Annotated in this window: 17 protein-coding genes and 1 other RNA gene; 11 read left to right on the top strand and 7 right to left on the bottom strand. The window is 34.7% G+C overall.

Translation table 11 applies throughout. From position 1 onward, the window contains the following. Positions 1 to 31 precede the first annotated feature (31 nt). A complete protein-coding gene (locus tag ACIDC4_RS07855; RefSeq protein WP_412042531.1) occupies positions 32 to 1261 on the top strand; it encodes an RsmB/NOP family class I SAM-dependent RNA methyltransferase in 1230 nt (409 codons plus the stop codon). A 238-nt stretch (positions 1262 to 1499) separates the two neighbouring features. On the opposite strand, the gene ACIDC4_RS07850 is transcribed toward ACIDC4_RS07855, so the two are convergent. The 3 genes from ACIDC4_RS07850 to ACIDC4_RS07840 form a co-directional block, all read right to left on the bottom strand. Further along, positions 1500 to 1700: a bacteriocin gene (locus ACIDC4_RS07850; protein ID WP_230040085.1), complete on the bottom strand. Its 201-nt coding sequence runs from the start codon at positions 1698 to 1700 to the stop codon at positions 1500 to 1502. A 175-nt stretch (positions 1701 to 1875) separates the two neighbouring features. Then, positions 1876 to 2919 carry an AMP-binding protein gene (locus ACIDC4_RS07845; RefSeq protein ID WP_412042532.1) on the bottom strand — a complete coding sequence of 348 codons (1044 nt, stop codon included), beginning with the start codon at positions 2917 to 2919 and terminating at the stop codon, positions 1876 to 1878. Between the two features lie 5 nt (positions 2920 to 2924). Further along, a complete protein-coding gene (locus tag ACIDC4_RS07840) occupies positions 2925 to 3860 on the bottom strand; it encodes a CPBP family intramembrane glutamic endopeptidase (protein WP_412042533.1) in 936 nt (311 codons plus the stop codon). Between the two features lie 114 nt (positions 3861 to 3974). Here ACIDC4_RS07840 and arsC point away from each other — a divergent pair, with 114 nt between their 5' ends. Together arsC and ACIDC4_RS07830 are read left to right on the top strand one after the other, a co-directional pair. After that, a complete protein-coding gene (arsC, locus tag ACIDC4_RS07835; protein ID WP_412042534.1) occupies positions 3975 to 4319 on the top strand; it encodes an arsenate reductase (glutaredoxin) in 345 nt (114 codons plus the stop codon). 94 nt (positions 4320 to 4413) lie between these two features. Next, a complete protein-coding gene (locus tag ACIDC4_RS07830) occupies positions 4414 to 6930 on the top strand; it encodes a TonB-dependent receptor (protein WP_412042535.1) in 2517 nt (838 codons plus the stop codon). Positions 6931 to 7310: 380 nt separating this feature from the next. Here the strand turns inward: ACIDC4_RS07830 and ACIDC4_RS07825 are convergent, their stop codons facing one another. Both ACIDC4_RS07825 and ACIDC4_RS07820 read right to left on the bottom strand, forming a co-directional pair. Beyond that, positions 7311 to 7481 (bottom strand): hypothetical protein, encoded by a 171-nt coding sequence (locus tag ACIDC4_RS07825; protein WP_194615743.1) that lies wholly within the window; start codon positions 7479 to 7481, stop codon positions 7311 to 7313. Between the two features lie 149 nt (positions 7482 to 7630). Further along, positions 7631 to 7840: a hypothetical protein gene (locus ACIDC4_RS07820; protein ID WP_412042536.1), complete on the bottom strand. Its 210-nt coding sequence runs from the start codon at positions 7838 to 7840 to the stop codon at positions 7631 to 7633. 75 nt (positions 7841 to 7915) lie between these two features. Here ACIDC4_RS07820 and fumC point away from each other — a divergent pair, with 75 nt between their 5' ends. Next, the gene (gene fumC / locus ACIDC4_RS07815) at positions 7916 to 9301 is read left to right on the top strand and encodes a class II fumarate hydratase (protein ID WP_412042537.1); all 1386 of its coding nucleotides are present in this window, start codon (positions 7916 to 7918) and stop codon (positions 9299 to 9301) included. Between the two features lie 73 nt (positions 9302 to 9374). Here the strand turns inward: fumC and ACIDC4_RS07810 are convergent, their stop codons facing one another. Next, positions 9375 to 10577, bottom strand: coding sequence for an NAD(P)-dependent oxidoreductase (locus ACIDC4_RS07810; RefSeq protein WP_412042538.1), 1203 nt, complete (start codon positions 10575 to 10577; stop codon positions 9375 to 9377). A 240-nt stretch (positions 10578 to 10817) separates the two neighbouring features. Between ACIDC4_RS07810 and ACIDC4_RS07805 the strand changes: the two genes are divergently transcribed. The 5 genes from ACIDC4_RS07805 (at position 10818) to ACIDC4_RS07785 (ending at position 18708) form a co-directional block, all read left to right on the top strand. Continuing rightward, positions 10818 to 12020, top strand: coding sequence for a serine hydrolase domain-containing protein (locus ACIDC4_RS07805; protein ID WP_412042637.1), 1203 nt, complete (start codon positions 10818 to 10820; stop codon positions 12018 to 12020). A 67-nt stretch (positions 12021 to 12087) separates the two neighbouring features. Further along, positions 12088 to 12484, top strand: a transfer-messenger RNA (tmRNA) gene (gene ssrA, locus ACIDC4_RS07800). 877 nt (positions 12485 to 13361) lie between these two features. After that, complete coding sequence (locus tag ACIDC4_RS07795; RefSeq protein ID WP_412042539.1) at positions 13362 to 14234, top strand: helix-turn-helix domain-containing protein; 873 nt, start codon at positions 13362 to 13364, stop codon at positions 14232 to 14234. A 104-nt stretch (positions 14235 to 14338) separates the two neighbouring features. Continuing rightward, positions 14339 to 16093, top strand: a complete 1755-nt coding sequence (locus ACIDC4_RS07790; RefSeq protein ID WP_412042540.1) for a CocE/NonD family hydrolase — start codon at positions 14339 to 14341, stop codon at positions 16091 to 16093. A 539-nt stretch (positions 16094 to 16632) separates the two neighbouring features. Then, positions 16633 to 18708 (top strand): glycosyl hydrolase 115 family protein, encoded by a 2076-nt coding sequence (locus ACIDC4_RS07785; RefSeq protein WP_412042541.1) that lies wholly within the window; start codon positions 16633 to 16635, stop codon positions 18706 to 18708. A gap of 97 nt (positions 18709 to 18805) precedes the next feature. Here ACIDC4_RS07785 and ACIDC4_RS07780 read toward each other — a convergent pair whose 3' ends face one another. Next, the gene (locus ACIDC4_RS07780) at positions 18806 to 19402 is read right to left on the bottom strand and encodes an RNA polymerase sigma factor (RefSeq protein ID WP_412042542.1); all 597 of its coding nucleotides are present in this window, start codon (positions 19400 to 19402) and stop codon (positions 18806 to 18808) included. Between the two features lie 117 nt (positions 19403 to 19519). On the opposite strand from ACIDC4_RS07780, the gene ACIDC4_RS07775 reads away from it, so the two are divergent. Together ACIDC4_RS07775 and ACIDC4_RS07770 are read left to right on the top strand one after the other, a co-directional pair. Continuing rightward, positions 19520 to 20680: a FecR family protein gene (locus ACIDC4_RS07775; RefSeq protein WP_412042543.1), complete on the top strand. Its 1161-nt coding sequence runs from the start codon at positions 19520 to 19522 to the stop codon at positions 20678 to 20680. A 242-nt stretch (positions 20681 to 20922) separates the two neighbouring features. After that, entirely contained in the window at positions 20923 to 24276 is a 3354-nt protein-coding gene (locus ACIDC4_RS07770; protein WP_230040219.1) for a TonB-dependent receptor, read from the top strand. The last annotated feature ends 4 nt before the right edge of the window (positions 24277 to 24280 follow it).

Below are 24280 nucleotides of genomic sequence, written 5' to 3'. Positions count from 1 at the left end.
TAATAGTACCTTTGCAACTCAAATAAGTAAAATGAGATTACACAGAAATTTAGTTTATACTACCATCGATTCTTTAAATGCAATTTTCAATGAAGGAGAATATGCAGACAAAGTGGTAGCAAGAGCATTAAAAAAAGACAAACGTTGGGGAAGTTCTGACAGGAAGTTTGTTGCTGAAACGATATACGAAATTGTTCGTTGGAAACGATTATACGCAGAAATTGCCGAAGTAAAAGAACCTTTCGACAGAGAGAATTTATGGAGAATGTTCGCAGTTTGGGCCGTTTTAAGAGGATACCCAATTCCGGATTGGAAACAACTGGAAGGAACTCCTGAAAGAAAAATAAAAGGACGTTTTGACGAACTTTCTAAAATTAGAGCCTTAAAAGAATCTATTCCGGACTGGATGGATGAATTGGGTGTAAAAGAACTTGGTGAAAAAGTTTGGGCTACAGAAATTGCAGCTCAAAACCAGCCTGCCAAAGTTATTTTAAGAACCAATACGCTTAAAGGGACTAAAGAAAGCCTGAGAAACACGTTGATGGATTTGAATATCGAAACAGAATATTTAAAAGATCAGCCTGAAGCTTTGGTTTTAAAAGAAAGAGCAAACGTATTTTTGACAGACGCTTTTAAACAAGGGCTTTTTGAAGTTCAGGATGCCAACTCACAACTAGTTGCCGGTTTTATGGATGTAAAACCAGGAATGCGTGTGGTAGATACTTGCGCCGGTGCCGGAGGAAAAACATTGCACATTGCTTCTTTGATGGAAAACAAAGGACAATTGATTGCAATGGATTTGTACGAAAGCAAATTGAAACAATTGAAATTAAGAGCCAAAAGAAATGGCGCTTTCAATATCGAATACAGAATCATCGACACTACAAAAGTGATCAAAAAATTACACGAAAAAGCAGATCGTGTTTTAATTGATGCACCTTGTAGCGGTTTAGGAGTTCTTAAAAGAAATCCTGATGCCAAATGGAAACTACAACCTGAGTTTATTGATAACATTCGTAAAGTACAGGCAGAAGTTTTAGAAAGCTATTCTAAAATTGTAAAACCAGGCGGAAAGTTAGTATATGCAACTTGTTCTGTTTTACCATCTGAAAATCAGGAACAGGTAGAAAAATTCTTAAAAACCGAAATCGGAAAACAATTTACCTTCATAAAAGATCGTAAAATATTGGCATCGGAATCTGGTTTTGATGGGTTTTATATGGCATTGTTAGAACGTAAAGATGCAGTAATTAAAGAATAATTGAGATTAAATTCCAATATTTTTAAATTCCAAATTCCAATTTTTATACTTGGAATTTGGAATTTTTCATTTTGTTCCTATTTAATTAATAGATGTATAATCCCTACGGGATATATTTTTTTATCTGCTCTTTTTCTACCAATATTTAACTCCTAACGGAGTATTATCTTCCAGAAATAATAATTATTAAAATAAAAAGAAAGCCTTTAGAGAATTAAATCTAAAGGCATTTTTTATACTAGGACAAATCTACAGGACACATATCTGGCGAAATCAAACAATATGTTGGTATATTTTGGCAGGTAGGAGTTTGCGTTAATGGTTTTGAGCAACGCATTTGATAACCATTTAAATAATAAATATAATCACCACCTTTAATTTGTTTTAGTTCATTCTTGCTTAGCACCTGAACACTTGGGAGATTTAGAATAAGTTTCATAATTATTAGGTTTTAAAGTTAATACCTTATAAATACAACTAAATTTTCTTACTTAATAATATAACTACATAAAACTAGACTTACTTAAAACAATCATTAAAATCTAGAAAAAATAAAAAATTCCAAATTCCAATTGTAAAATTAGAATTTGGAATTTAAAATATTGGGGATTTTTTTAAACCAAACTTGGCTTACGCAATAACTTCCCGTTTTCGTTTTCTTTAAACTTTGGAACAAAAACAATCTCTTTTGGTTTTTCATATTTATCTAAAACATCAAAAAACTCCGGCGCAAATTCCTGTTTCTCACCTTCAATAACCAAAATTAATTTTTCGCCCAAAGAAGTATCCGGAACTCCGGTTACAAAGAATCTTGTATTTATCTTACCAATCAGTTTTGCTTCTATCTGCTCGGGAATAAGCTTCACTCCTCCACTATTTACAACATTATCAATTCTTCCCAAAAAAATAAATTGATTCTCTCTTATCAATTCAACTAAATCATTGGTAACAATTGGCTCATCAGAAATAGCAGCAACAGTAATCACCAAACATCCGCGATCATCCTGACTAATTTTTGCATTTGGCAAAACGGTAAAAACATTCTCTCCCACTTTTCTCGCAGCGATATGAGTAATCGTTTCCGTCATACCATAAGTCTCATAAACTTCGGTTTTTATCAATGGTAACACTTTCTCTTCGAGAGCAGAATCCATTTTAGCTCCGCCTACAATTAGTTTTTTGACATTTTTTAAAGCATCAATCGAATTCTGAACCTGCAAAGGTACCATAGCTACAAAATCATATACTTTTGTATTAAGGGCCAATGGCTGTGTACTTGGCTCTACAATATCCAATTCGAGACCCAAAATAATAGCGCGCACCAGCATCATTTTGCCCGCAATAAATTGTACAGGCAAACAAAGCAAAGCACTATTGCCCGGCTCTAATTCGAAAAAATCTCCAGTCCCTAAAGCAGACTGAATCATTGCTTGTTTCTCTAATCGCACTAATTTTGGAAGCCCCGTGGTTCCTGAAGTTTTCATCTCGATATATTCCTTATCATCGAACCAATCGAGCAAAAATTCTCCTATCGCGGCTTCATTGCTACCACCTTCCTTTATATAATCATAAGCAACACGGCGCAACTCGTCAGCGTTTAAATGAAAACTATTTATCTTGAAATAGTTGTGAACATTTTTGTGTGTTAATTTTGACATAATATTTATTGATTTGAAATTTCTACAACATTTATTTTACCGGTTAATTTTTCTTTCCAATTATTCCAATTGTATTTTTTGCTAAAAATAAAAAGTAAAATAGGATATATTATGACAACCGGCAATATAACATCCAGACCCGCAGATGGTTCTGATAAATCTTTAAAAAGAGAATGGGTTTGAAAAACAGACCAATCTGAAGTGACCAATAAAGCACCAATTAAATTATTAGCTGCATGAAAACCAAGAGCGAGTTCGATTCCGTCATCCATAAGCGTAATAATACCTAAGAACAAACCAGTTCCTATATAATACACCATAATAACGTAACCCATTTTGGCAACTTCCGGATTAAAAATATGCATCAAGCCAAATATAAGAGAGGTCATCATTAATGGAAACCATCTATTAAGCGCCAGATTCGCAAACCCCTGCATCAAATATCCTCTAAAAACATATTCCTCGGTACTGGTTTGAATTGGGATTAAAATCGCTCCTACGACAACTAAAATCAAAAAAGGAACCAATTTAAAATTCCATATAAAACTTTCCGGAGCGTTTAAATACACTACTACAAAACTTAGTATTGTAAAAAAAGCCCAGAGAAAGAAGGAGAAAAAAATACGTTTCCAATCGACCCGTTTTCTTGAGGTGGTAACCGATAAAAGTGTTTGATGGTGCAAATACTTTACCACATAATAAATGCCCACAAATGCAAAAGCAAACGAAATCATGACCAAAAACAAAGTTAGATTTGGTTCGAAGATTTTCATAACGGCAGCATTATCAGTTGGAATTACTTGTTTACCCGTCATAGTTTTAACTAACACCGCAACCGAAAAAGGAATCTGACCTATAAACGAAGCGATAATAATTAAAACTGAACCAATAAGATACAACCAAAACTTATTCTGAGATTTAATTCCTTGTTCTAAAAACATATTTATAATAATTTAAAAATGAGAATTCGATTTAATAAGTAAATCTTATTTTTGGTCTTGCTAAAATACCTAATTTTTAATTTAATTATCTTATAACAGTTTAAATATAACAAAATGATACAAATTTACCATAACCCACGTTGCGGAAAATCAAGAAACTGTCTGGCTTTTATTGAGCAAACCAATCAGCAATATGAAATTATCCCGTACCTGACCGAAACTCCGTCTTTTGATGAACTAAAAGCATTACTTGAAAAATTAAATTTACAACCAATTGAATTAGTTCGAACTAAAGAAAAAATCTGGATTGAAAATTATAAAGGAAAAGAATTAACCAATGACCAAATTGTTCAGGCCATGATCGATAATCCTATTTTAATAGAACGCCCGATTGTTATAAAAGACGGAAAAGCTATTATAGGCAGAGATTTAGACAAAGTGGCTTCTTTTTTAGATTGATTATAAAGAGCACTATTAACATTTTTTTGTGATTTCTCTCTTTAAACCAAAAGGTACATTTGCGGTCTAAAAGAAAAAGAAACCAGAAATTAAAATGAAAAAAATCAAATTTGCTGTATTGCTTGTAATGCTATTTACAAGTTTTTACAATCATGCCCAACAAGGACCACCAGCCAATAACAAAGTAAAAATTACAGGAAAAGTTTTCGAAAAAATAAGTAAACAACCTCTTGAATACGCCACTATTTCGATCACAGCGCCAAATGACACTAAGGTTATTGCTGGCGGAATAACAAATCCTAAAGGGGAATTTGATGTAGCAGTTGCTCCCGGAACTTATGATATAAAAGTTGAATTTATTTCGTTTAAAGCAACCGAAATTAAAGGCAGAACAATTCAGGGCGACACCAATTTAGGCGTTGTAAATTTATCTGAAGATGCAGCACAACTAAATGAAGTGGTAGTGCGCGCCGAAAAATCGACAGTAGAAATAAAACTGGACAAAAAAGTATACAATGTTGGTCAGGATATGATGGTAAAAGGCGGAACCGTAAGTGACGTTTTGGACAACGTACCATCAGTTTCTGTTGATACCGAAGGAAATGTAAGCTTAAGAGGAAGTGATAATATCAGGATTTTAATAGACGGAAGACCTTCAAACGCCATCAATGTTGCCGAAGCTTTACGCCAGCTTCCTGCCGATGCTATTGATAAAGTAGAAGTTATCACCAACCCATCCGCACGTTATGATGCCGAAGGAGGATCAGGATTGATTAACATCATTCTTAAAAAAGGAAAAAACCAAGGAGTTAACGGAACTTTTATTGCCTCTACAGGTATTCCTGAAACTTATGGCGCAAGTGCCAACCTGAACTATAAAACAGAAAAAGTAAACTACTTTACTACTGCAGGATATAACTACAGAACCAATGAAGGTGGCGGATTAACCAATACTGAGTATTTTAATGCCGACAAAACGCCTAAAGGTTATTTAGATGAAGATCGTGATACTAAAAGAACCAACGAAGGATTCAACGGAAGAGCGGGTATAGAATGGACTGTAGCGCCAAATACATACTGGACAAATGCTATTAATTACCAAAAAAGCAACGGAAATACCAGAGACTTGATTAACTATAATAATTTTGACGCTAATCATGCTTTTACAGGAACTTCTTTCCGTTTAAACAATGGTGATACCGATAGTGAAAACGTAGAATACACTTCAAATTTAATCAAAAACTTCAACGACAAAGGCCACAAACTTACTGCAGATTTATCGGTTTCAAGAAATACAGATGACAGTAACAGTCTTATTACAGCATCACCAAATTTTAATAATACTTTAAACGATCAGGTTCAGAAACAAATACAACTTCAGGCTGATTATGTTTTACCATTAGGCGAAGGAAGTCAGTTTGAAGCCGGATATAAAGGTAGTTTTGGCGACCTGAATAACCAATATATAATAACAGACAATTTGGGTAATCCAGATCCAAAATTATCAAACACCTTAGAATACAAAGAAAACATTAACGCGATTTACACTCAGTATGGTTTCAAAGTAAACAAATTCTCGTACTTATTTGGTTTACGTTGGGAAGACACCAACATTCAGGTGAACTTATTAGATAATAGCGATTTCAACACAAAGAAATATAATAACTTATTTCCTAGTGCTTTTATTGGTTACGAAATTTCAGATCAAAGCAGCTTCTCTGCCAGCTACAGTAAACGTTTATCACGACCTAGAGGACGTTTCATGAACCCTGCAACAAATTACTCCAGTAACGTAAATATCTTTCAGGGGAATCCTGATTTAGATCCTTCTTTAACAGACAAATACGATATTGGATACATCAAACGTTGGGACAAACTAACTTTTAATACTTCAGCATATTTCGAAAACACAAAAGATGTTTTCAGTTTCGTAAGAACGCCTACAGGTGAAGTTGTAAATTCTGATGGTGAGGTCGTAACTCCTACACCAGAAAATCCAGTTAATGACGGAATTCCGGTTATTTTAAGCCGTCCAATTAACTTAGGAAGAGAGCAAAAATTTGGTTTCGAATTTACACTGAATTATACACCATTCAAAAAATGGAGAGTAAACAGTAATTTCAACATTTACAACGTAAAAACCACCGGAGAAAACACGTACAATGATTCTAAAGGAAACCTTGTTGTACAAAATCTGGACAATCAAGCCACAACCTGGTTTGCAAGAATCAACTCTAAGCTAACTTTACCATACAAAATAGACTGGCAATTAAGCGGAGTTTACAATGGAGAACAAAAAACAGCTCAGGGTAAAAACCTTGGACAATTTGCAATGAACACCGCCTTTAGTAAAGATGTCTTAAAAGACAAAGCTACAATCGCATTCAATATTAGTGATATTTTCAACTCAAGAATCATGAAGTCTTATACTTACCTTCAAAACGACACCACTCTTGAGAGCCAGACATCATACGGTGAAATGCAATTCCGTAAACGTCAATTCAATTTGTCTTTTACGTATCGTTTCAACAAGCCTAAAAACGAAAGAGAAAAGAACGGAGCCCCTAAAAATGATGGTGGCGGAGACGGCGGAGGAGAATTTCCTGGATAACACTTCGTGAAATTCCAAAAATAAAAAATTCCAAATTCCAATCTCATTGGATAAATTCCAAAATTTAAAATCCAAATTCCAATTTAAAAGTTGGAATTTGGATTTTTTTTTTTAGAAACTCTAAATGTTGTTAAAAACATAATAGATCTACATTTTTTTTACCGCAGAGAACACAATGTTCGCAAAGCTAAATCAACATAAAGCTTTGCGAACTTTACCTTTTACAAAAAGCTAACAGTAAGAAAACCTTAGCGTTCTTTGCGGTAAATTTTTCCTTTCTGTATAGGTTTTGGGATCGGCCTTTTTTGGAATTTCATTTATTTTGCATAAAAAAAAGGACTCGTAAAAACGGGTCCTTTTTTTATGAAGTCAACTTAAAATTAAATTGCTTGTTCTGCTTTTTTCTTTGCTCTTTTCTCTTTGATAAGTTCCCAGCTTGCTCCCGTAACCCAATAAGATACGAAACCAACTAAGAAAAACATTAACCAAAACCCTATAGTTAGTATGGTCAAGAAAAGTAAAAAGCCTAAGTACTGTGAAAATTCAAACATGTTTTCCGGAATTTTTGAATGTAAGGACAAATGTATGTTTTATATTTTTCCTTAGCAATAAAAACTAAATCAATTTTCATAAAATCACAATAATCCGTATATTTAAACTCATTTTAAATAAGGGATTTTTTCGATTATTATTTAACTAGCTAAATTATAAGAACATGAGTGTTTTCAGGAGCTGATTCCTGCTGTCCACTATATCTTTTGTGTCCGCCGCCGCGGACACAAAAGGATGCCGCTCCCATCAGGGCTAGGGCAATAGTTTTCAAAAAGAAGTTTCTATTAACTAAAGAAATAGTAAGCATACCAGTAAAAAATCCGTGTAAATCTGCGTTTACGAAGTAAATCTGTTTCATCCGCGTTCCATTTACCATACAAACATTAAACAACAAACATTAAACAACAAACAATAATCACACATATATAACATCATGAAATACAGAATAGAAAAAGACACTATGGGCGAAGTACAAGTCCCAGCCGATAAATATTGGGGAGCACAAACAGAACGTTCCCGTAACAATTTCAAAATTGGCGCTTCGGCCTCAATGCCACAAGAAATCATCGAAGGATTTGCTTACCTAAAAAAAGCAGCAGCATACGCCAACGCCGATTTAGGCGTTTTATCTGCCGAAAAACGTGACGCTATTGCAGCCGTTTGCGACGAAATTCTTGCCGGACAACTTAAAGATGAATTTCCATTGGTAATTTGGCAAACCGGTTCAGGAACACAAAGCAACATGAATGTCAACGAAGTAGTTGCCAATCGCGCACAAGTTTTAAAAGGTTTCAATATTGGCGAAGGTGAACCATTTATCAAAGCCAATGATGATGTAAACAAATCGCAATCATCAAACGACACCTTCCCTACTGCTATGCATATTGCAGCGTATAAAATGGTAATCGAAACTACTATTCCCGGAGTCGAAAAACTGCACGCTACTTTAGCTGCAAAAGCAACCGAGTTCAAAGATGTTGTAAAAATTGGGCGTACGCACCTTATGGATGCTACTCCTCTAACTTTAGGACAAGAAATTTCAGGTTACGCCGCTCAATTATCTTTTGGATTAAAAGCGCTAAAAAATACGCTATCTCATCTTTCAGAAATTGCTCTTGGAGGAACCGCAGTAGGAACCGGACTAAATACACCAAAAGGTTATGACGTAAAAGTGGCTGAGTATATTGCAAAATTCACGAACCTTCCTTTTGTAACTGCCGAGAATAAGTTCGAAGCTCTGGCCGCACACGATGCGATCGTAGAAACACACGGAGCCTTAAAACAATTGGCTGTTTCATTAAACAAAATAGCAAACGATGTTAGAATGTTAGCTTCAGGGCCACGTTCCGGAATTGGAGAAATTCATATTCCTGAAAACGAACCAGGATCCTCTATCATGCCCGGAAAAGTAAATCCAACGCAATGCGAAGCCTTAACAATGGTTTGCGCACAAGTAATAGGAAATGATATGGCAATTGCCGTAGGCGGAATGCAGGGACATTATGAACTGAATGTTTTTAAACCTGTTATGGCAGCAAACTTCCTGCAATCAGCACGATTATTGGGAGATGCCTGCGTTTCATTCGACGAACATTGCGCTCAGGGCATCGAGCCCAACTACAAACGCATCAAAGAGTTGGTAGACAATTCATTAATGTTGGTTACGGCTTTAAACACCAAAATAGGATACTATAAAGCAGCCGAAATTGCCCAAACCGCACACAAAAACGGAACAACGCTTAAAGATGAAGCGGTTCGTTTGGGTTATGTAACTCCAGAGGATTTTGACGCCTGGGTAAAACCGGAGGAAATGGTTTAAAAAAGTATTCAGTCTCAGTATTCAGTCTCAGTGCGGAACTGAAAACTGAGCACTGAGACTGAGACTTTATAACTTATTTCCCGTCTACGTAATCTTGTAAATAGCTAAACCTCTCGGTTAACTTTCCGTTTTCTGTTATTTTGGCGCGTTGTAGAATTCCGTCTTTATCACCATTAAAGAAAGCAGGAATTACATGTTCCATAAATTGCTCTCCAAAGCCTTCGCTGGCATCTTTTGGTATTTCGCATGGCAAATTATCTACTGCCATTACCACGACTGCTGCCGGGTGAAAAACCTCAACCTCTTTGTCTTCTAAAGGAAAATAGCCATAGATAGGTTCTTCAATAGTCGAAGAACGCAAAGTACACGCGATTGGACCTTTAACATCACAAGAAATATCAGCCACAACTTTTAGTTTACAATCACTGGCATTCAGCATTTCTCTCGATAAAATCATTGGAGCGCCGGTTGCATAAAAATGTCCTGCGAAATAAATATCCGTGACTTTAGTAAACTTTTCAAAATCAGAAACATATTCATCAGGATGTGCTACAAAATCATTAAAATCCTTTTCGACACCATCTATTCTTTTATTGTATTCTAAAACATCCAACTGTACATATACAGGTTGTGCGTAATTTTTAGTTAAATAATTTTCGACCGTAATTTCTTTTACTTTTATAGCATCAAGAATTTCTTTGGCACCACTCCCCACTTTTCCGGTTCCGGTAATTACAAATTTTAATGCTGGTAAATTAAGACGTTTCAAATGCGCGATTAAGGCATCTTTTCCGGCAAGAGTTTCAGCTTTTGGTAATTTAAACAATTCGAATTTTATCCCAAAAGCACGAATTCCGTTATAAACACCAACCATTCCGGCGTATTTTCCAAAACCAATTAAACGACGGTTTTGATCATCAACAATAGTTTCGTGATCATATAAATCGATATTTTTTTCTAAAATTGCTTTCAACAATTTCTGGTTATAAGGCTGCTTTTTAATCGTATGAGAAAAAAAGAAATAGGCTTTATTTGGAATCAAGCTTTCTACAGGAACTTCTTTTACTCCAAATAAAACATCAGAGCCGGAAACATCGTCTGTTACAGTGATTCCCATACTTTTATATTGAACATCAGAAAAAATCCTAATATCAGAACTTTCTACCTCGACAACAGCATCATGATACGTTTGTTTCAGTTTTGCAAGTTCATTTGGTGAAAATACAACACGTCGATCCGGTGGATTTTTTCTTTCTTTTATAATTCCAAATTTCATTTATAGCTGATTAAAATAATTATTAATATAACTTTTTCACTTCAATTTGTTTCAAATATAACAAATTTAGTTAAAGTTTTGTTGTAAAAATACAATTTAGAATGTTTTAAAACCGTTAAAAGCTGAATAACAATCAACTAATTAAACTACGTCTTAATATTTTGTTAAAATACTCTTTTTAAACAGTAAAAAAAGACAAAACATAAATATTGAATTCTATATATTTGTTTTTAAAGAATGATGAAAATGAGCCTCCTTAAAAAAACAAATATACCACAAATACTTTTCTCAATACTAGTTTTAACCTCTTGTGGTAAAGACAAAAAAACACAAACAGATACAACAGCAGAAGTCGAAGATACTTTACCTAAAATGAAACCATTAGCGAATGAAACTAAAATTTCACAAGCTTATATAAATTCAGTAACAGGAAGAATAAATCATTTTTACAATAAAAACTGGCCAAACAATACGATGAACGGAAGTTTTTTAGTAGCAAAAAATGGTCAGATTATTTTTGAAAGGTATAATGGTTTCGCCAATAAAAACGAAGGAACTAAGATTACAGCAGAAACTCCGGTTCAAATTGCTTCTGTAAGTAAAGTTTTGACTGCAACCGCAGTTTTAAAATTGGTGAATGCCGGTAAAATCGATTTGGACCAAAAAGTAAATACAATTTTAAAAACATTTCCTTACCCGGAATGTACCATTCGAATGTTATTATCGCACAGAAGCGGAATGCGTAACTACGCTTATTTTACAGACAGAGACAAGTCGGTTTGGGACAGACACAATCAACTGACCAATAAAGATATTCTTGATATTTTAGCTACAAAAGATATTGGATTAGAAGCTAAAACCGGAACACGTTTTAGTTATTGCAATACCAATTATGCAATGCTTGCGCTTATTATCGAAAAAATTACCGGCCTATCATACAAAGAAGCGATGTCTGAAATGATTTTTAAACCTTTAGACATGACGCATACCTATGTTTTTGATGATGATAAGGACAGAAAAAAGATTGTTCCTTCCTATAAAGGTAATGGTGTCGAAATTGGTTTTGATTACCTGGACAATGTTTACGGAGATAAAAACGTATTTTCGACTGCAAGAGATCTTTTAAAATTTGACCGCGCCAGAAATGCTCCCGGATTTTTAAAACCTGAACTTTTAAAACAAGTTTATACCGGTTATAGTAATGAAAGAAAAGGAACAAAAAACTACGGTTTAGGAATTAGAATGATCAATTGGGAAACCGGACAAAACTATTATTTCCATAACGGTTGGTGGCATGGTAATACGTCATCATATATTCCGTTAATGAAAGAGCATGTAACCATAATTGCTTTATCCAATAAAATGACAACGAAAACCTATGCGGTGCGTAAACTGGCTCCTATTTTTGGCGATTATCCGTTTAATTTCAAGGATGAAGAATAATATTATTTTTCTGAAAAATTTATTACAAAACTAACTTCAAATAGTATAAATTTGCAAACTCATTTTTGGGGTCGACTGGTTTTGACAGCAAGTCGAATTGAAAAGTAAGCACGTCGAGCATTGAGACCTTGCTCGTAAATATAAGATCTTACAATTTTACACGGCGAAAATAACTACGCTTTAGCTGCATAATCCGAATTATAGTAAGATTAAGCCACGTCCCTATCAGATAGGGAAGCTGGATTCTCCTTGAAAGCCTTGGTTTGTGGCGGTCAGTACAGGGGAACCGTAAAAATAGACCTAGATTTCCATGAGCTTCGGGTGGAGATTGAAATTAAGAAGATAAGTGTTGAGTGGTTGTTCCTGACCTAGCTTAACAACGAAAATCCAATCAGGAAATAAACGTGTAGAAAGCTCTTTAGTTGCTTGTTTGGACCCGGGTTCGATTCCCGGCGACTCCACAAAAAGGAAGGTGTCGAACACCTTCCTTTTTTATTTTATTATCAAAAACATTCATTTTTAAATCCTTAAATCACTACAATTCTTATTCTTTCAACAAATATTCTTTTTTAGATTATCGAAAGTATTAAAACCAAAAAAGGAGTTGTTGGGAATCGAACACTTTAACCGGCTATAAAACAATAAGTTAAAAAAGAGTTCGACTGAGCAGTAATTTCATTATAAATCATTTAAGTCATTAAAATATTACACCTCATCTTCTGACAAACCAACCGATTATAGCGGCATGCTGCTTCTCTTTCTTTATTTTATCATCAGTCTTTTTTGAAGATTTTCCAGATTTTAATTTCATGATAGTTGGATCAAATCATTATTTAATCAAAGTTTAAAACTGAATTTAAATTGATAGTTAAAGAAAAATCAAAATAAGATTAATACTAAATGAGCTCCACCCAGCTTTTTAAAATATGAAATATCTAAAGTTAATTTCACTTCCCGAAATTAGTTTTATACTATTAAGCACTCTAAAACTCTCATGAAATACATATAAGATACAAATTTATCATTATTAACAGACAGAAAGAACGATATAAACTTTAGAGAAAACATTCAAAAAGGTATAAAGAGGATTTATATCGAAAAAATATAAATCTTGAGTTGTATGTTTTCTTTTACTACAAACTTCTCTTTCATACTAAAGAAAAATCACTTTCTCAAGTAGATTTTCGCAAAGAAGAAATCGATCTTCTCGAATACCATATAAGATCACTAGCTACACCTTTTGGAGTAATCGAGTTAGAAAAGCAATTGGCAAAGCTTTTAAAGTAATTAAGTTAAAAAAGCATATTTTTATTTGTTTGATTTTTGTACTTTTATATTTGTATGAAAGCAACAAGAGAATTTGCCAACCCTGCATTAAAATCGGTTCTGAAGCAAAGAGGATTCAAAGTGACCTGGAATAAAGTTACAAAAACCGGTACTTCAGCTTTCGGGCGTCGTCATTTCTATCTAATACTTCTTAGCATAGGAAACAGCAAAATACATTACGACGATCAGACTATTCATCTTAACGGAGTGTATCTTTTTTTTGCTAATTCTCGTATACCTTATGCCACTGAGATAATTTCTGAAAAGCAGACAGGATATTCCTGTGTATTTACAGAAGAATTTATTAAACCTTTGGAAAGGCTGGAAAACCTCCAGCATTCGCCTCTATTTCAACTCAACTCAAACCCAGCTTTTAAACTTAACAAAGAACAACAGAATAAGATCACAGATATTTTTAATACTATGATTACAAGCGACAAAACAAATTATCTCTACAAGGATGATTTAATGCGTACTTACATTGAACTGATCATTCACGACGCATTACAAATGCGTCCTGCAGAAAATTTTATACAATCCAGCAGTGCTTCATTACGAATCGTTAATCATTTTATGGATCAGTTGGAGCGTCAGTTTCCAATAGAAAACCTCAGCGAACCTTTAAAATTCAAAAGCGCACAAGATTTTGCGGGCTTACTTTCTATTCATGTAAATTATCTTAACCGTGCTGTTAAAGAAGTTACAGGAAAATCAACAACAACAATAATTGCAGAGCGTATTACTGCCGAAGCAACAACATTATTGCGCTACACCGATTGGAGTATCTCTGAGATTGCGCACATTTTAGGATTCGAATATCCCAACTATTTCAGTAGTTTTTTTAAAAAAATTACTGGCAATATTCCTAAATTTTATCGGGACCATTAGGTTTGAATTTTATACTTCTTGGTTTGAATCGTTTATATTTTCAGGATTATTCTTTCATAGCTTTGTAATATTAAATTAGCTAATAACATAATAATTATATAAATATGAATACTATAGCTGAAAAAATGATTTTCAAACCAGCATTTGAATACATTGACAACGGAATTGAACACGGAGTATTAAGTCCATTTGAAACCAAAGAAATCATTTTGAAAAAAGGAGAACAAATAGCTCCTGGCTTTAAAGCTCTTGGTTGCGATATTCGTTTCCTGAAAGATGTTCCTGTAAAAATGCGTGATGGTATCACAATATACACAGATGTTTATCTGCCTGTAACGGAAGAAAAAGTTCCTACACTAATTGCATGGAGTCCTTATGGAAAAAGTGCCGGAACAGCTCCTCGTTATGTTAACTTGTTTAATATGCTTGGAATGGGAAATGCCTGGGGTTCCGGTTTAACCAAGTTTGAAGCGCCAGATCCGGCATATTGGGTTCAGCACGGTTATGCGGTTTGTAACCCGGACGCACGCGGAATTGCACATAGCGAAGGTGATATTACAATGATTGGTTCGCAAGAAGCAGAGGATTGCTACGATCTTATCGAATGGATCGCCGCACAGGATTGGTCCAATCAGAAAACCGCATTATCAGGAACTTCATATTTAGCATTTTCGCAATGGTTTATCGCTGCAGGACAACCGCCACATCTTACTTGTATAAACCCAACTGAAGGTTTACAGGATGCGTATCGTGATTTAGCATACATTGGAGGAATTCCCGATCCGAATTTCCTTCACCGTTTGCAGGTAAATCACGTAAGTGCTACAGGCGCAAAACGCGAAGATATGGTTGCCGAACTAGAAGCTTATCCATTGGCAAATTGCGATTTATGGGAAGATAAAATTGCCGATGTTTCTAAAATTACGGTTCCTGCCTATATTGTGGCAAGTTACTCTAATACATTACATACAATGGGAACTTTCCGTTCCTGGCGTTCTATAGGTTCTAAAGAAAAATGGTTGCGTATTCATGATACTCAGGAATGGCCTGATTATTATAATGCCGAATCTACAGAGGAACTTCGCAAATTCTTTGATTATTATTTGCTTGACAAACAAAATGGATGGGAAAAAACTCCAACTGTACAATATTCAATTTTAGATTTTCATGGCGGCAATCGCACCGGACTTACTTCGGAAACTTTCCCTCCAAAAGAATCAGAATTACAACGTTACTACTTGAATGGAAAAACGCGAACGCTACAATTAAATGCTGATGAAAACGACTTTCCATTACGTTATTTTCCAGAAGCTATGCTAGTTCGCGTATCGTTCCAAACTGTTTTTGATAAAGACACTACTTTTATTGGGTATCCAAAAGTGAAACTCTTTATGGAGGCAGAAAATGCAGACGATATGGATATATTTGTTTGGGTACAAAAAATTGACAAATTAGGAAATGTATTGAGCGAATTTGTAGTACCAAACCGCAACGCTGCTTTACAGGATTTTACACAAGACGGAGCTTCTGCATTGCGTTACAAAGGTGCGAGTGGGCGTTTACGCGCATCACACAGACATTTAGATCCAAAACTTTCTACAGACGAAATACCGGCATATAGTTTTGATCGTGTAGAAAAACTTTCGCCAAAAGAAATCGTAGAATTAGATATTGTCCTTAGTCCTATTGGTTTGACTTATTCTGCTGGTGAAACTTTGCGTGTTATGATCAGCAGTAAAGACGAAATGGGTTCTGTAATGCCGGGAACTCCGGGTTGTATTCCTAATAATAAAGGCACGCATATTCTGTATACTGGTGGTAAATATGCCAGTTATTTGCAAATGCCATTAATGAAATAGAATACCAAAAAAACAACTCCTTTTCAAAGAAAGGAGTTGTTTTTTAATTTTCCAAATACCCAATTATGACCATTACATTACATTCTACATTACCTTCATACTGATATGAAAGCCCTGCGGGACCAGCCAATTCCTCACATTATGTATTTTAAAGATCAGACAAAGGCTGGGCAAATTTTACTTTCAGTAATTAGTGCCAGTACTCGCAACTTACAGGAAGATCGTAAAAAAATATCCTTTTAAACTAACCATCCATTTTTAGAATTCTGAGGTCTTATTTTATAAGGAACGCAGAGTATTAACTGTTTTATATCCCGTGTCGATATAAATTTACATTTGTTAGTAAAATTGAATTGTTTATAATATCTGCTCTCTGATTTGACTATTGTCATTACAGCACATATAAAAATAAACTACTGAAAAAAATCAGGGTATTATACTTCAGCCTTGTATTATAATCATAACCCAGACGATTAAGTGAATCCTCATTAAATGCGTCTTTGTTATCTACTATTTATAACCACCCAAAAATAACCACAATGAAAAAACACAATTTCTTATTACTACTCCAGTTTTTGCTGGTCTCCTTTTTTAACCAAACTACAATAGCACAATCTATAATAATAAAAGGAAAGATTCCAATATATATAAGCCCTGATGAACCAGCGCCAGTTCGTCGTGCTGCAGAAGATTTACAACGAGACCTTAATACGGTTCTGGGTCAACCATCGGCTTTTATTACCAAACTACCACAAAAAGGCCCTGTTATCGTAATTGCAACAGGAGATCATTATAAAGAAAACAAGTTATTATTAAAAGACTGGGAAGCTCACCAAATATATGCAGATAAGGAGCATATCATTCTAAATGGTGCCGATATGAGAGGGACTATTTATGCCATTTATAGTTTTAGTGAGCTGATACTGGGCGTTAAACCACTTTGGTTCTGGGCATCTCAACCACCTGTTCATAAGAACCAAATAACAATGGCTGCAAATTATAAAAAGGTCTTTAATTCACCAGATATTAAATATAGAGCGTGGCTGCCCAATGATACTGATTTCCTGACTCCCTGGCAAAAATTATCAGACAGCAACTATCAAGCTTTGTTTGAAGCTATGCTGCGACTTAAACTTAATACGCTTGAAGGCATAATTACAGGAAAAGAAAGTTTTACGCCTCCCTATAGTCCAGGGAAAGATGCTGCTACTGGCCAACAACGTGGTTTAATAACAACAGGTCATCATCTTAATATTTTTGGATCAACCTATGCTTTTTGGGAAGATTATTGGAAAGAAGTTAGACATCTTCCTGCACCTGAATTGACAATTGCGAACCGTCAGGCTTTAAAGGAGTTTTGGGGTTATCATATTGATTTGGCAAAACGAAATAACTTAGAAGTTGTTTGGCTGGTTGGTTTTAGAGGAAATCACGATATTCCATTTTGGGAATTTTTTCCAGATGCGCCAAAAGATGACAAAAGCCGTGCAAAAATTATCGAGGAAATGGTGCAGATGCAAATCGAACTTCTTAAAGAAAAAACTGGAGATCCGCATCCGCCAATGCGATTAACGCTTTATAATGAGATGTCGAATCTTACAGCTGCCGGACTTTTTCATATTCCTGATGAGCCATCATTAATCATAAATTTCGTAGCGGCACGTCGAGATCACTTCCCAGCATTAGATATACGCAATTACACTTTTTCAGGAAAACCTGTCGGTTATTATCTTAATTTTCAGTTTACATCAACAGGTTCGCATTTAGCACAGGCAGAAGGTCCGAGAAAAATGGAACAAAACTATCGTATAGTTGATAGCCTGAGTGGTCATAAATTACTATTTTCTGTAGTAAATGCCGGAAATATTCGAGAACATCTTGTAGAGTTATCGGCCAATGCAGATATGATGTGGAATTTTAAACCTTTTAATTCTACTTCATTTCTTTCTACATTCAGCAATAATTACTATGGTTCTCAATATGGAGCCGAAATTTCTCAATTGTATCAGGATTTTTTCAATTCTTATTGGCAGCAAAAAAAAGGTGACCTGCCAGGATTCGAACGACAATATCTATTTCAGGATTTGCGATACGCTCGTGCAATCGAAATGTTACTCAATGATCTTGAAAAAGATAAATACTCAACAAACCCGCTTGACAATCATCCGCTGGATGATCCAAGTAAAGGAAGTGTCGGTTATTTTCGAGTAATTCCTGCCGATAATGATGCAGAAAATCAGCTGGAAGCTATGGCTAAAGGAACTGCCTCAAGTATAGCAAAGTTGGAAAAGATTACAACTAAATCAGATCAGATTTATAACAAACTTGAAAACGGAAAAGTCTTTTTTGATGATAACTTAAGAGGACAAGCTTATCTAATGCTGCATTTAAATCGTTCGCTAAATTATTTGGTACAGGCTTATCAAAGTAAGGAAGACAAGGAGAAAAAGAGAGATTTCGTCAAGCAAACCTTAAACGAAATTCATCTGGCACAAGAACGTTTAAATACATCTAATCATGCGCCATTTACCGACTGGTATACTAACGACGCTAAATTTGGAATGAATTTGCTCGAAAAGCGTCTTTCGAATCTATATAACGAACTTTTGAAATAAGTTCAGGTGGTAAAACATTACTATTTCTTTTTACATTTTAAAACAAAAAATCCACTCTGATTGAGTGGATTTTTTTTAAAGTTTATATTTTAGTATCTCAAGTCTTAGAATATTCTTTTTGTGGAGAATGAAAGAGCAAAAACAACATCATATTATAATTATCTTTCAATTTTTCTTTCAAAATTTTAAAAGCTTTACTAATCTGTGCTTCAACAGTTTTAATGGATATTTCTAAATGTTCTGCAATCTCAATATTGGTTAGTCCCTCCTTTTTACTTAGGATAAAAACTTTCTGGCACTTTGGAGGTAAATTTTGTATTTCTTTATTGATGATAGCCAACATACGTTCTATAGAACTTTCGTCTGTGGTTTCAACAACTTGTTGCAAAGAGTCTACATATTTCTGCTGTAATAGCATCATCGCCTTATTTTGCTGGTAAGTATTGATGAATTCATTATAAACGGATTTATATAAAAAACTTTGAATAGAAAATTCAGGATTAAGTTTGATTCTGTTTTTCCATGTTTTTAAAAATACATTCTGAACAATATCCTGGGCCATCGAATGATCGTTAACCAATGTTAGTGCATATGCGTTCAATTTTCTATGAAATTTATTCAATAGAAACTTATAAGCTTTCTCATCCCCATTTTTGAGGCTTTCCATTAAAATTATATTATCCTCGAAATCCATAAAAAGTATTTATTCGGCAAAATAAAGAAAAAAAATATACGAATATGAAAAATATTTTAATAAAAAATTAGGGTATTGTAATTCTGTCTTGTAATACATAAAAAAGCACCCCAGAAAATGGCTCCTAAAGAAATAGAAATTATAATCGTTAAATATTTTTCACAGTCCGCAAACATGGACGATTTGGATATATTAAACAAATGGATAGAAGATCCGGAAAATCAATTGATATTTCAGGAATATGTTAAAACGCACTTTGCTATAACTTTAGCCATGAATGAGCCCGATATTAAAACTGTGAGAAAAGCGCTTCTTAAGGAAATCAGAAGAGAAAAGAAAAAATCGAAAAAATACAATCTTCGCTCTTTCATGAAGTATGCCGCAATCGCAATCTTGTTTTTAGGAATAGGTGCTGTATTGCAAAAAAACATCTTTGATAACAATACAAAAGAAATAATTGTCCCTAAAAAAGATGAAATTACGCTGAAACTGGGAAATGGAAATATTAAAGTTATTGCTGCTGACGGAACTTCGAAAGTTTATGACGCAAATGGAAAAGTAGTTGGCGAGCAAAAAGGTAAAGAACTAGTTTACGCAAATGATCCAAATGCGACCAAATTAGTATACAACACATTAAGTATCCCAAATGGAAAACGTTTTAATATTACCCTTTCAGATGGAACACTGGTATATTTAAATGCAGGAAGTTCTATGACTTATCCGGTGCAGTTTATTAAAAACCAAAATCGTAAAATCTTCCTTACCGGAGAAGCTTATTTTGACGTTACGCATGATAAAAAACATCCGTTTATCGTTAATGCAAACAAATTAGATGTACAGGTTTATGGAACTAAATTTAATGTAAGCAACTATAATGAAGATAACGCCACTGATGTTGTACTTGTTGAAGGTTCGGTTAGTATGAGACAATCCGGATTACTTAAGAATAAAAACGAGTTTTTTCTTACTCCCGGTTATAAAGGAACTTTTAGCAAAGAAAAGAAAACGATATCTAATGAAAAGGTGAATACATCATTATACACGTCATGGATGAATGGAAATTTGGTCTTTAGACAGGAATCTTTTGCAAATATCATTAAAAAATTAGAACGCCATTACAATGTTACTATCATCAATAATAACAGAAGTTTGGCTAATGAAACTTTTAATGCTACTATAGAAACCGATAATGAAAGTATTATACAAGTATTCAATTACTTCAAAAAAGTTTATCAAATCGATTACAGTATTGTAGAAAATAAAATAATAATCAACTAAACTAAAACTAAAAACAATGCCTATGAATTAGAGTTCCACGTAAAAAACTTAGTACTAACTATCACTTATTACCTCTCCAAATCATCTGGATAAAAAAAAATCGGAAAATGCGCTAACATTTCCCGACTTAGGTAAAGTGATCAAACCGCAAAAGATTAATCACTAATTAACATTCCAAAATTATGAAAAAACCACCAAAGTCCAATGGATTATTTCCTGCGTGCTTAAAATTTGATTTAAAAATGAAGTTATCACTATTATTTTTTGTCACCGCAAGTTTTGTTATGCAAGCCAGCGTATCATATTCTCAAAAAACCAAAATCTCCTTAAATAAAGAAAGTGTTACTGTAAAAGAAGTTATCGATGAAATCGAGACTACTACAGAATTCAAATTCCTATTTAACACAAAGGCCGTAGATTTAAACAGAAGGGTTTCCCTGAACGTTAAAAAAGTACCTGTTAATGTTATTCTGGACATGCTTTTTAAAGGAACAGACACTTCATATGAAATTGACGACCGAAAAATACTACTGACCAAAACCAAAGCAAGTAAAGTAATTATGACCGAGGCACCAAGTCTTCTCGATCTGGCGCCTAAGCCAATAAAAGGTGTAATTACAGATTCTAAAGGACAGCCATTACCAAGTGCCAATGTTGTTGAAAAAGGAACTAAAAATGGAGTTACAACCGATTTTGATGGAAAATTTGCCCTTACAGTTTCAGATGAAAACGCTATACTAGTAATTTCATTCATTGGTTTTGACTCTAAGGAAGTTGCTCTTAAAGGACAAAGTCTTATCAATGTAACCCTGACAGAAAGTGCAGCAGGCCTAAATGAAGTTGTAGTTGTGGGATACGGGACTCAAAAGAAACGTGATATAACAGGGTCTGTATCTTCTATTAATAAAAATGCTATAAAAGATTTAGTACTTACCTCTACAGAACAGGCTTTAAAAGGACAAGCTGCGGGAGTACAAATGACACAGTCTTCATCCGCTCCCGGTGGAGGTGCATCGGTAAGAATTCGTGGAGGAAACTCCATTAGTGCAGGAAACGAACCCTTGTATGTAATTGATGGTTTTCCTATATACAATGACAGCAGTAACTCTACAGGAGTTTTAGGGAACGGGCAGCCTACGAACGTATTAGCTTCGATTAACCCTAGTGATATTGAATCAATGGAAATTTTAAAGGATGCGTCTGCTACTGCTATTTACGGTGCCAGAGGTGCCAATGGTGTAATTATTATTACTACTAAACGTGGTAAATCAGGACAAGCAAACGTTTCTTTTGAAACTTATTATGGATTTCAGCAGCTTAGTAAAAAAATAGACTTAGTAAATGCATATGATTTCGCCAAAAATGCTAATGTTGATAATATTCAAAGAGTACGTCCTATTATTTACCCAGATCCGGAAATTTATAACCCGGCAGTTTATGGTCAGGGAACGGACTGGCAGGACGAAGCTTTTAGGATAGCTCCAACACAAAACTATCAGTTAGGTTTTACAGGTGGAAATGATCAGACAAAATATGCTATTTCAGGTAATTATTTTACACAGGATGGTATACTTCGCGGATCAGATTTTACACGTGGATCTATCAGAGTAAACCTGGATCAAAACTTAAGTTCTAAATTTAAACTTGGACTAAGTTTTACGGCATCAAGAACAGCAAACAATCAGGCAAAAACCGATACGGATTTGGATGCCAACAATATAGGCGCTGTAACCTCTATTCTTTACGCTCCGCCAACTGCCCCAGTTTATGCTGCTGATGGAAGCTACAATAGATTTATTGGACCAGATGGAAGCTTTTATGGAAATCCTGTTGCATCATTGTTAGAAATTAAAAATTTATCAAGAACTGACCGTGTAATGGGTAATTTATTTCTTGATTATAAAATAACAAAAGATTTATTGTTTAAAGTAAGTTTTGGAGGTGACCAGATTAATGTTAAAGATGATTATTATCTTCCTGCATTTATTCAAAATACCGGACAAAATGCAAGAGCAAGAATTGGAGTTAACCAAAGTTTCAGCTGGTTAAATGAAAATACATTAACCTATACTAAAACATTTGCCGAAAAACATAATTTCACTGCATTAGGAGGTTTTACCCGCCAGAAATTTACTTCCGAAAATGTAACTACAGGTGCAGATCGATTTGTTAATGATATTTTAGAAGATGGCAGCTTAGGTAGCGGGGCAATAGTTGTTCCGCCAACATCTAATATTAACGAATGGGCACTTGAATCTTATATTGCAAGAATTAATTACGGTTATAATGACAAATACTTATTAACACTTACAGGGCGTGCGGATGGATCATCACGTTTTGGTGAAAGTAATAAATTCTCTTTCTTCCCTTCAGGATCACTTGCATGGAGAGTATCTCAGGAAGAATTTATGAAGTCAACAGAGAAGGTTATTTCAAATCTTAAACTTAGGGTAAGTTACGGACAAACCGGTAATACAGAAATCCCTACGTACAGAAGTCTTGCAGCCTTAGGAGGTATTTCTAATTATCCTATTGGAGGTGTTATAACAAGCGGAGTAGCTTCTACACGTGTGGCTAATCCTAACTTGAAATGGGAGACTACATCACAATTTGATGCTGGTATGGATTTGAGTTTATTTTCAAACCGAATTAACATTGTTGCAGATTACTATGACAAACGTACAGAAGACTTACTTCTTGATGTCCAGATTCCCGGAACTTCAGGATATCAGACTTCCCTTCAAAATGTTGGAAGTGTGAGAAACCACGGTATCGAATTGGCTTTAAATACAGTAAATTTCGATAGTGACTTTAAATGGAAAACATCATTTAATATCACTTTCAATAAAAATGAAGTTACAGATTTGGGCGGTGATTATGAAAGACCAGCGGGAGGTGGAAGTGCCAGTAAAGCAATTGCAAATACAGGAATTTTAAGAGTTGGAGAACCGGTTGGTTTATTCTACGGTTATGTAACGGATGGTTTATTTCAAACTCCGGCCGAAGTAACTGCAGGAATAGCTTCAGGACAGGCAGGCGTACAACTGGGAGACAGACGTTACAAAGATGTGAATGGCGATGGAAAATTAGACGCTAATGACCGTACCATTTTAGGTTACGCGCAGCCAGATTTCTTTTATGGTATGACCAATACATTCAGCTACAAAAATTTCGATTTAAATGTTTTAATTAACGGTGTTCAGGGCAACGACGTATTAAATTTAAACGTTAATGCAGAAACCGATATTAATGCTCCAGGTTCGAATAACAGATGGACGCCAACAAATACTAATACTGACGTTCCAAGAACTACCAAGGAAACACGTTTGACCAACAAACAAGTAGAAGACGGTTCTTACCTGCGCATACAAAATATATCGTTTGGGTATGAAATGCCAAAGATTGTTTTCAAAAATACTTTTGTACAGTCTGTCAGATTATACGTGAGTTTACAAAACTATTTTACGTTTACCAATTACAAAGGATACAATCCGGATGTAAATTCATTTGGACAGGACAATCTTAGTATTGGTGTTGATCGTGGGGGTTACCCGGCAGCCAAAACATTCCTAATGGGACTTAATGTAAAACTTTAATCAA

The sequence above is a fragment of the Flavobacterium sp. C3NV genome (genome assembly GCF_046825355.2).
Taxonomy (GTDB): domain Bacteria; phylum Bacteroidota; class Bacteroidia; order Flavobacteriales; family Flavobacteriaceae; genus Flavobacterium.
This window is presented reverse-complemented; position numbering and strand designations above follow the sequence as displayed.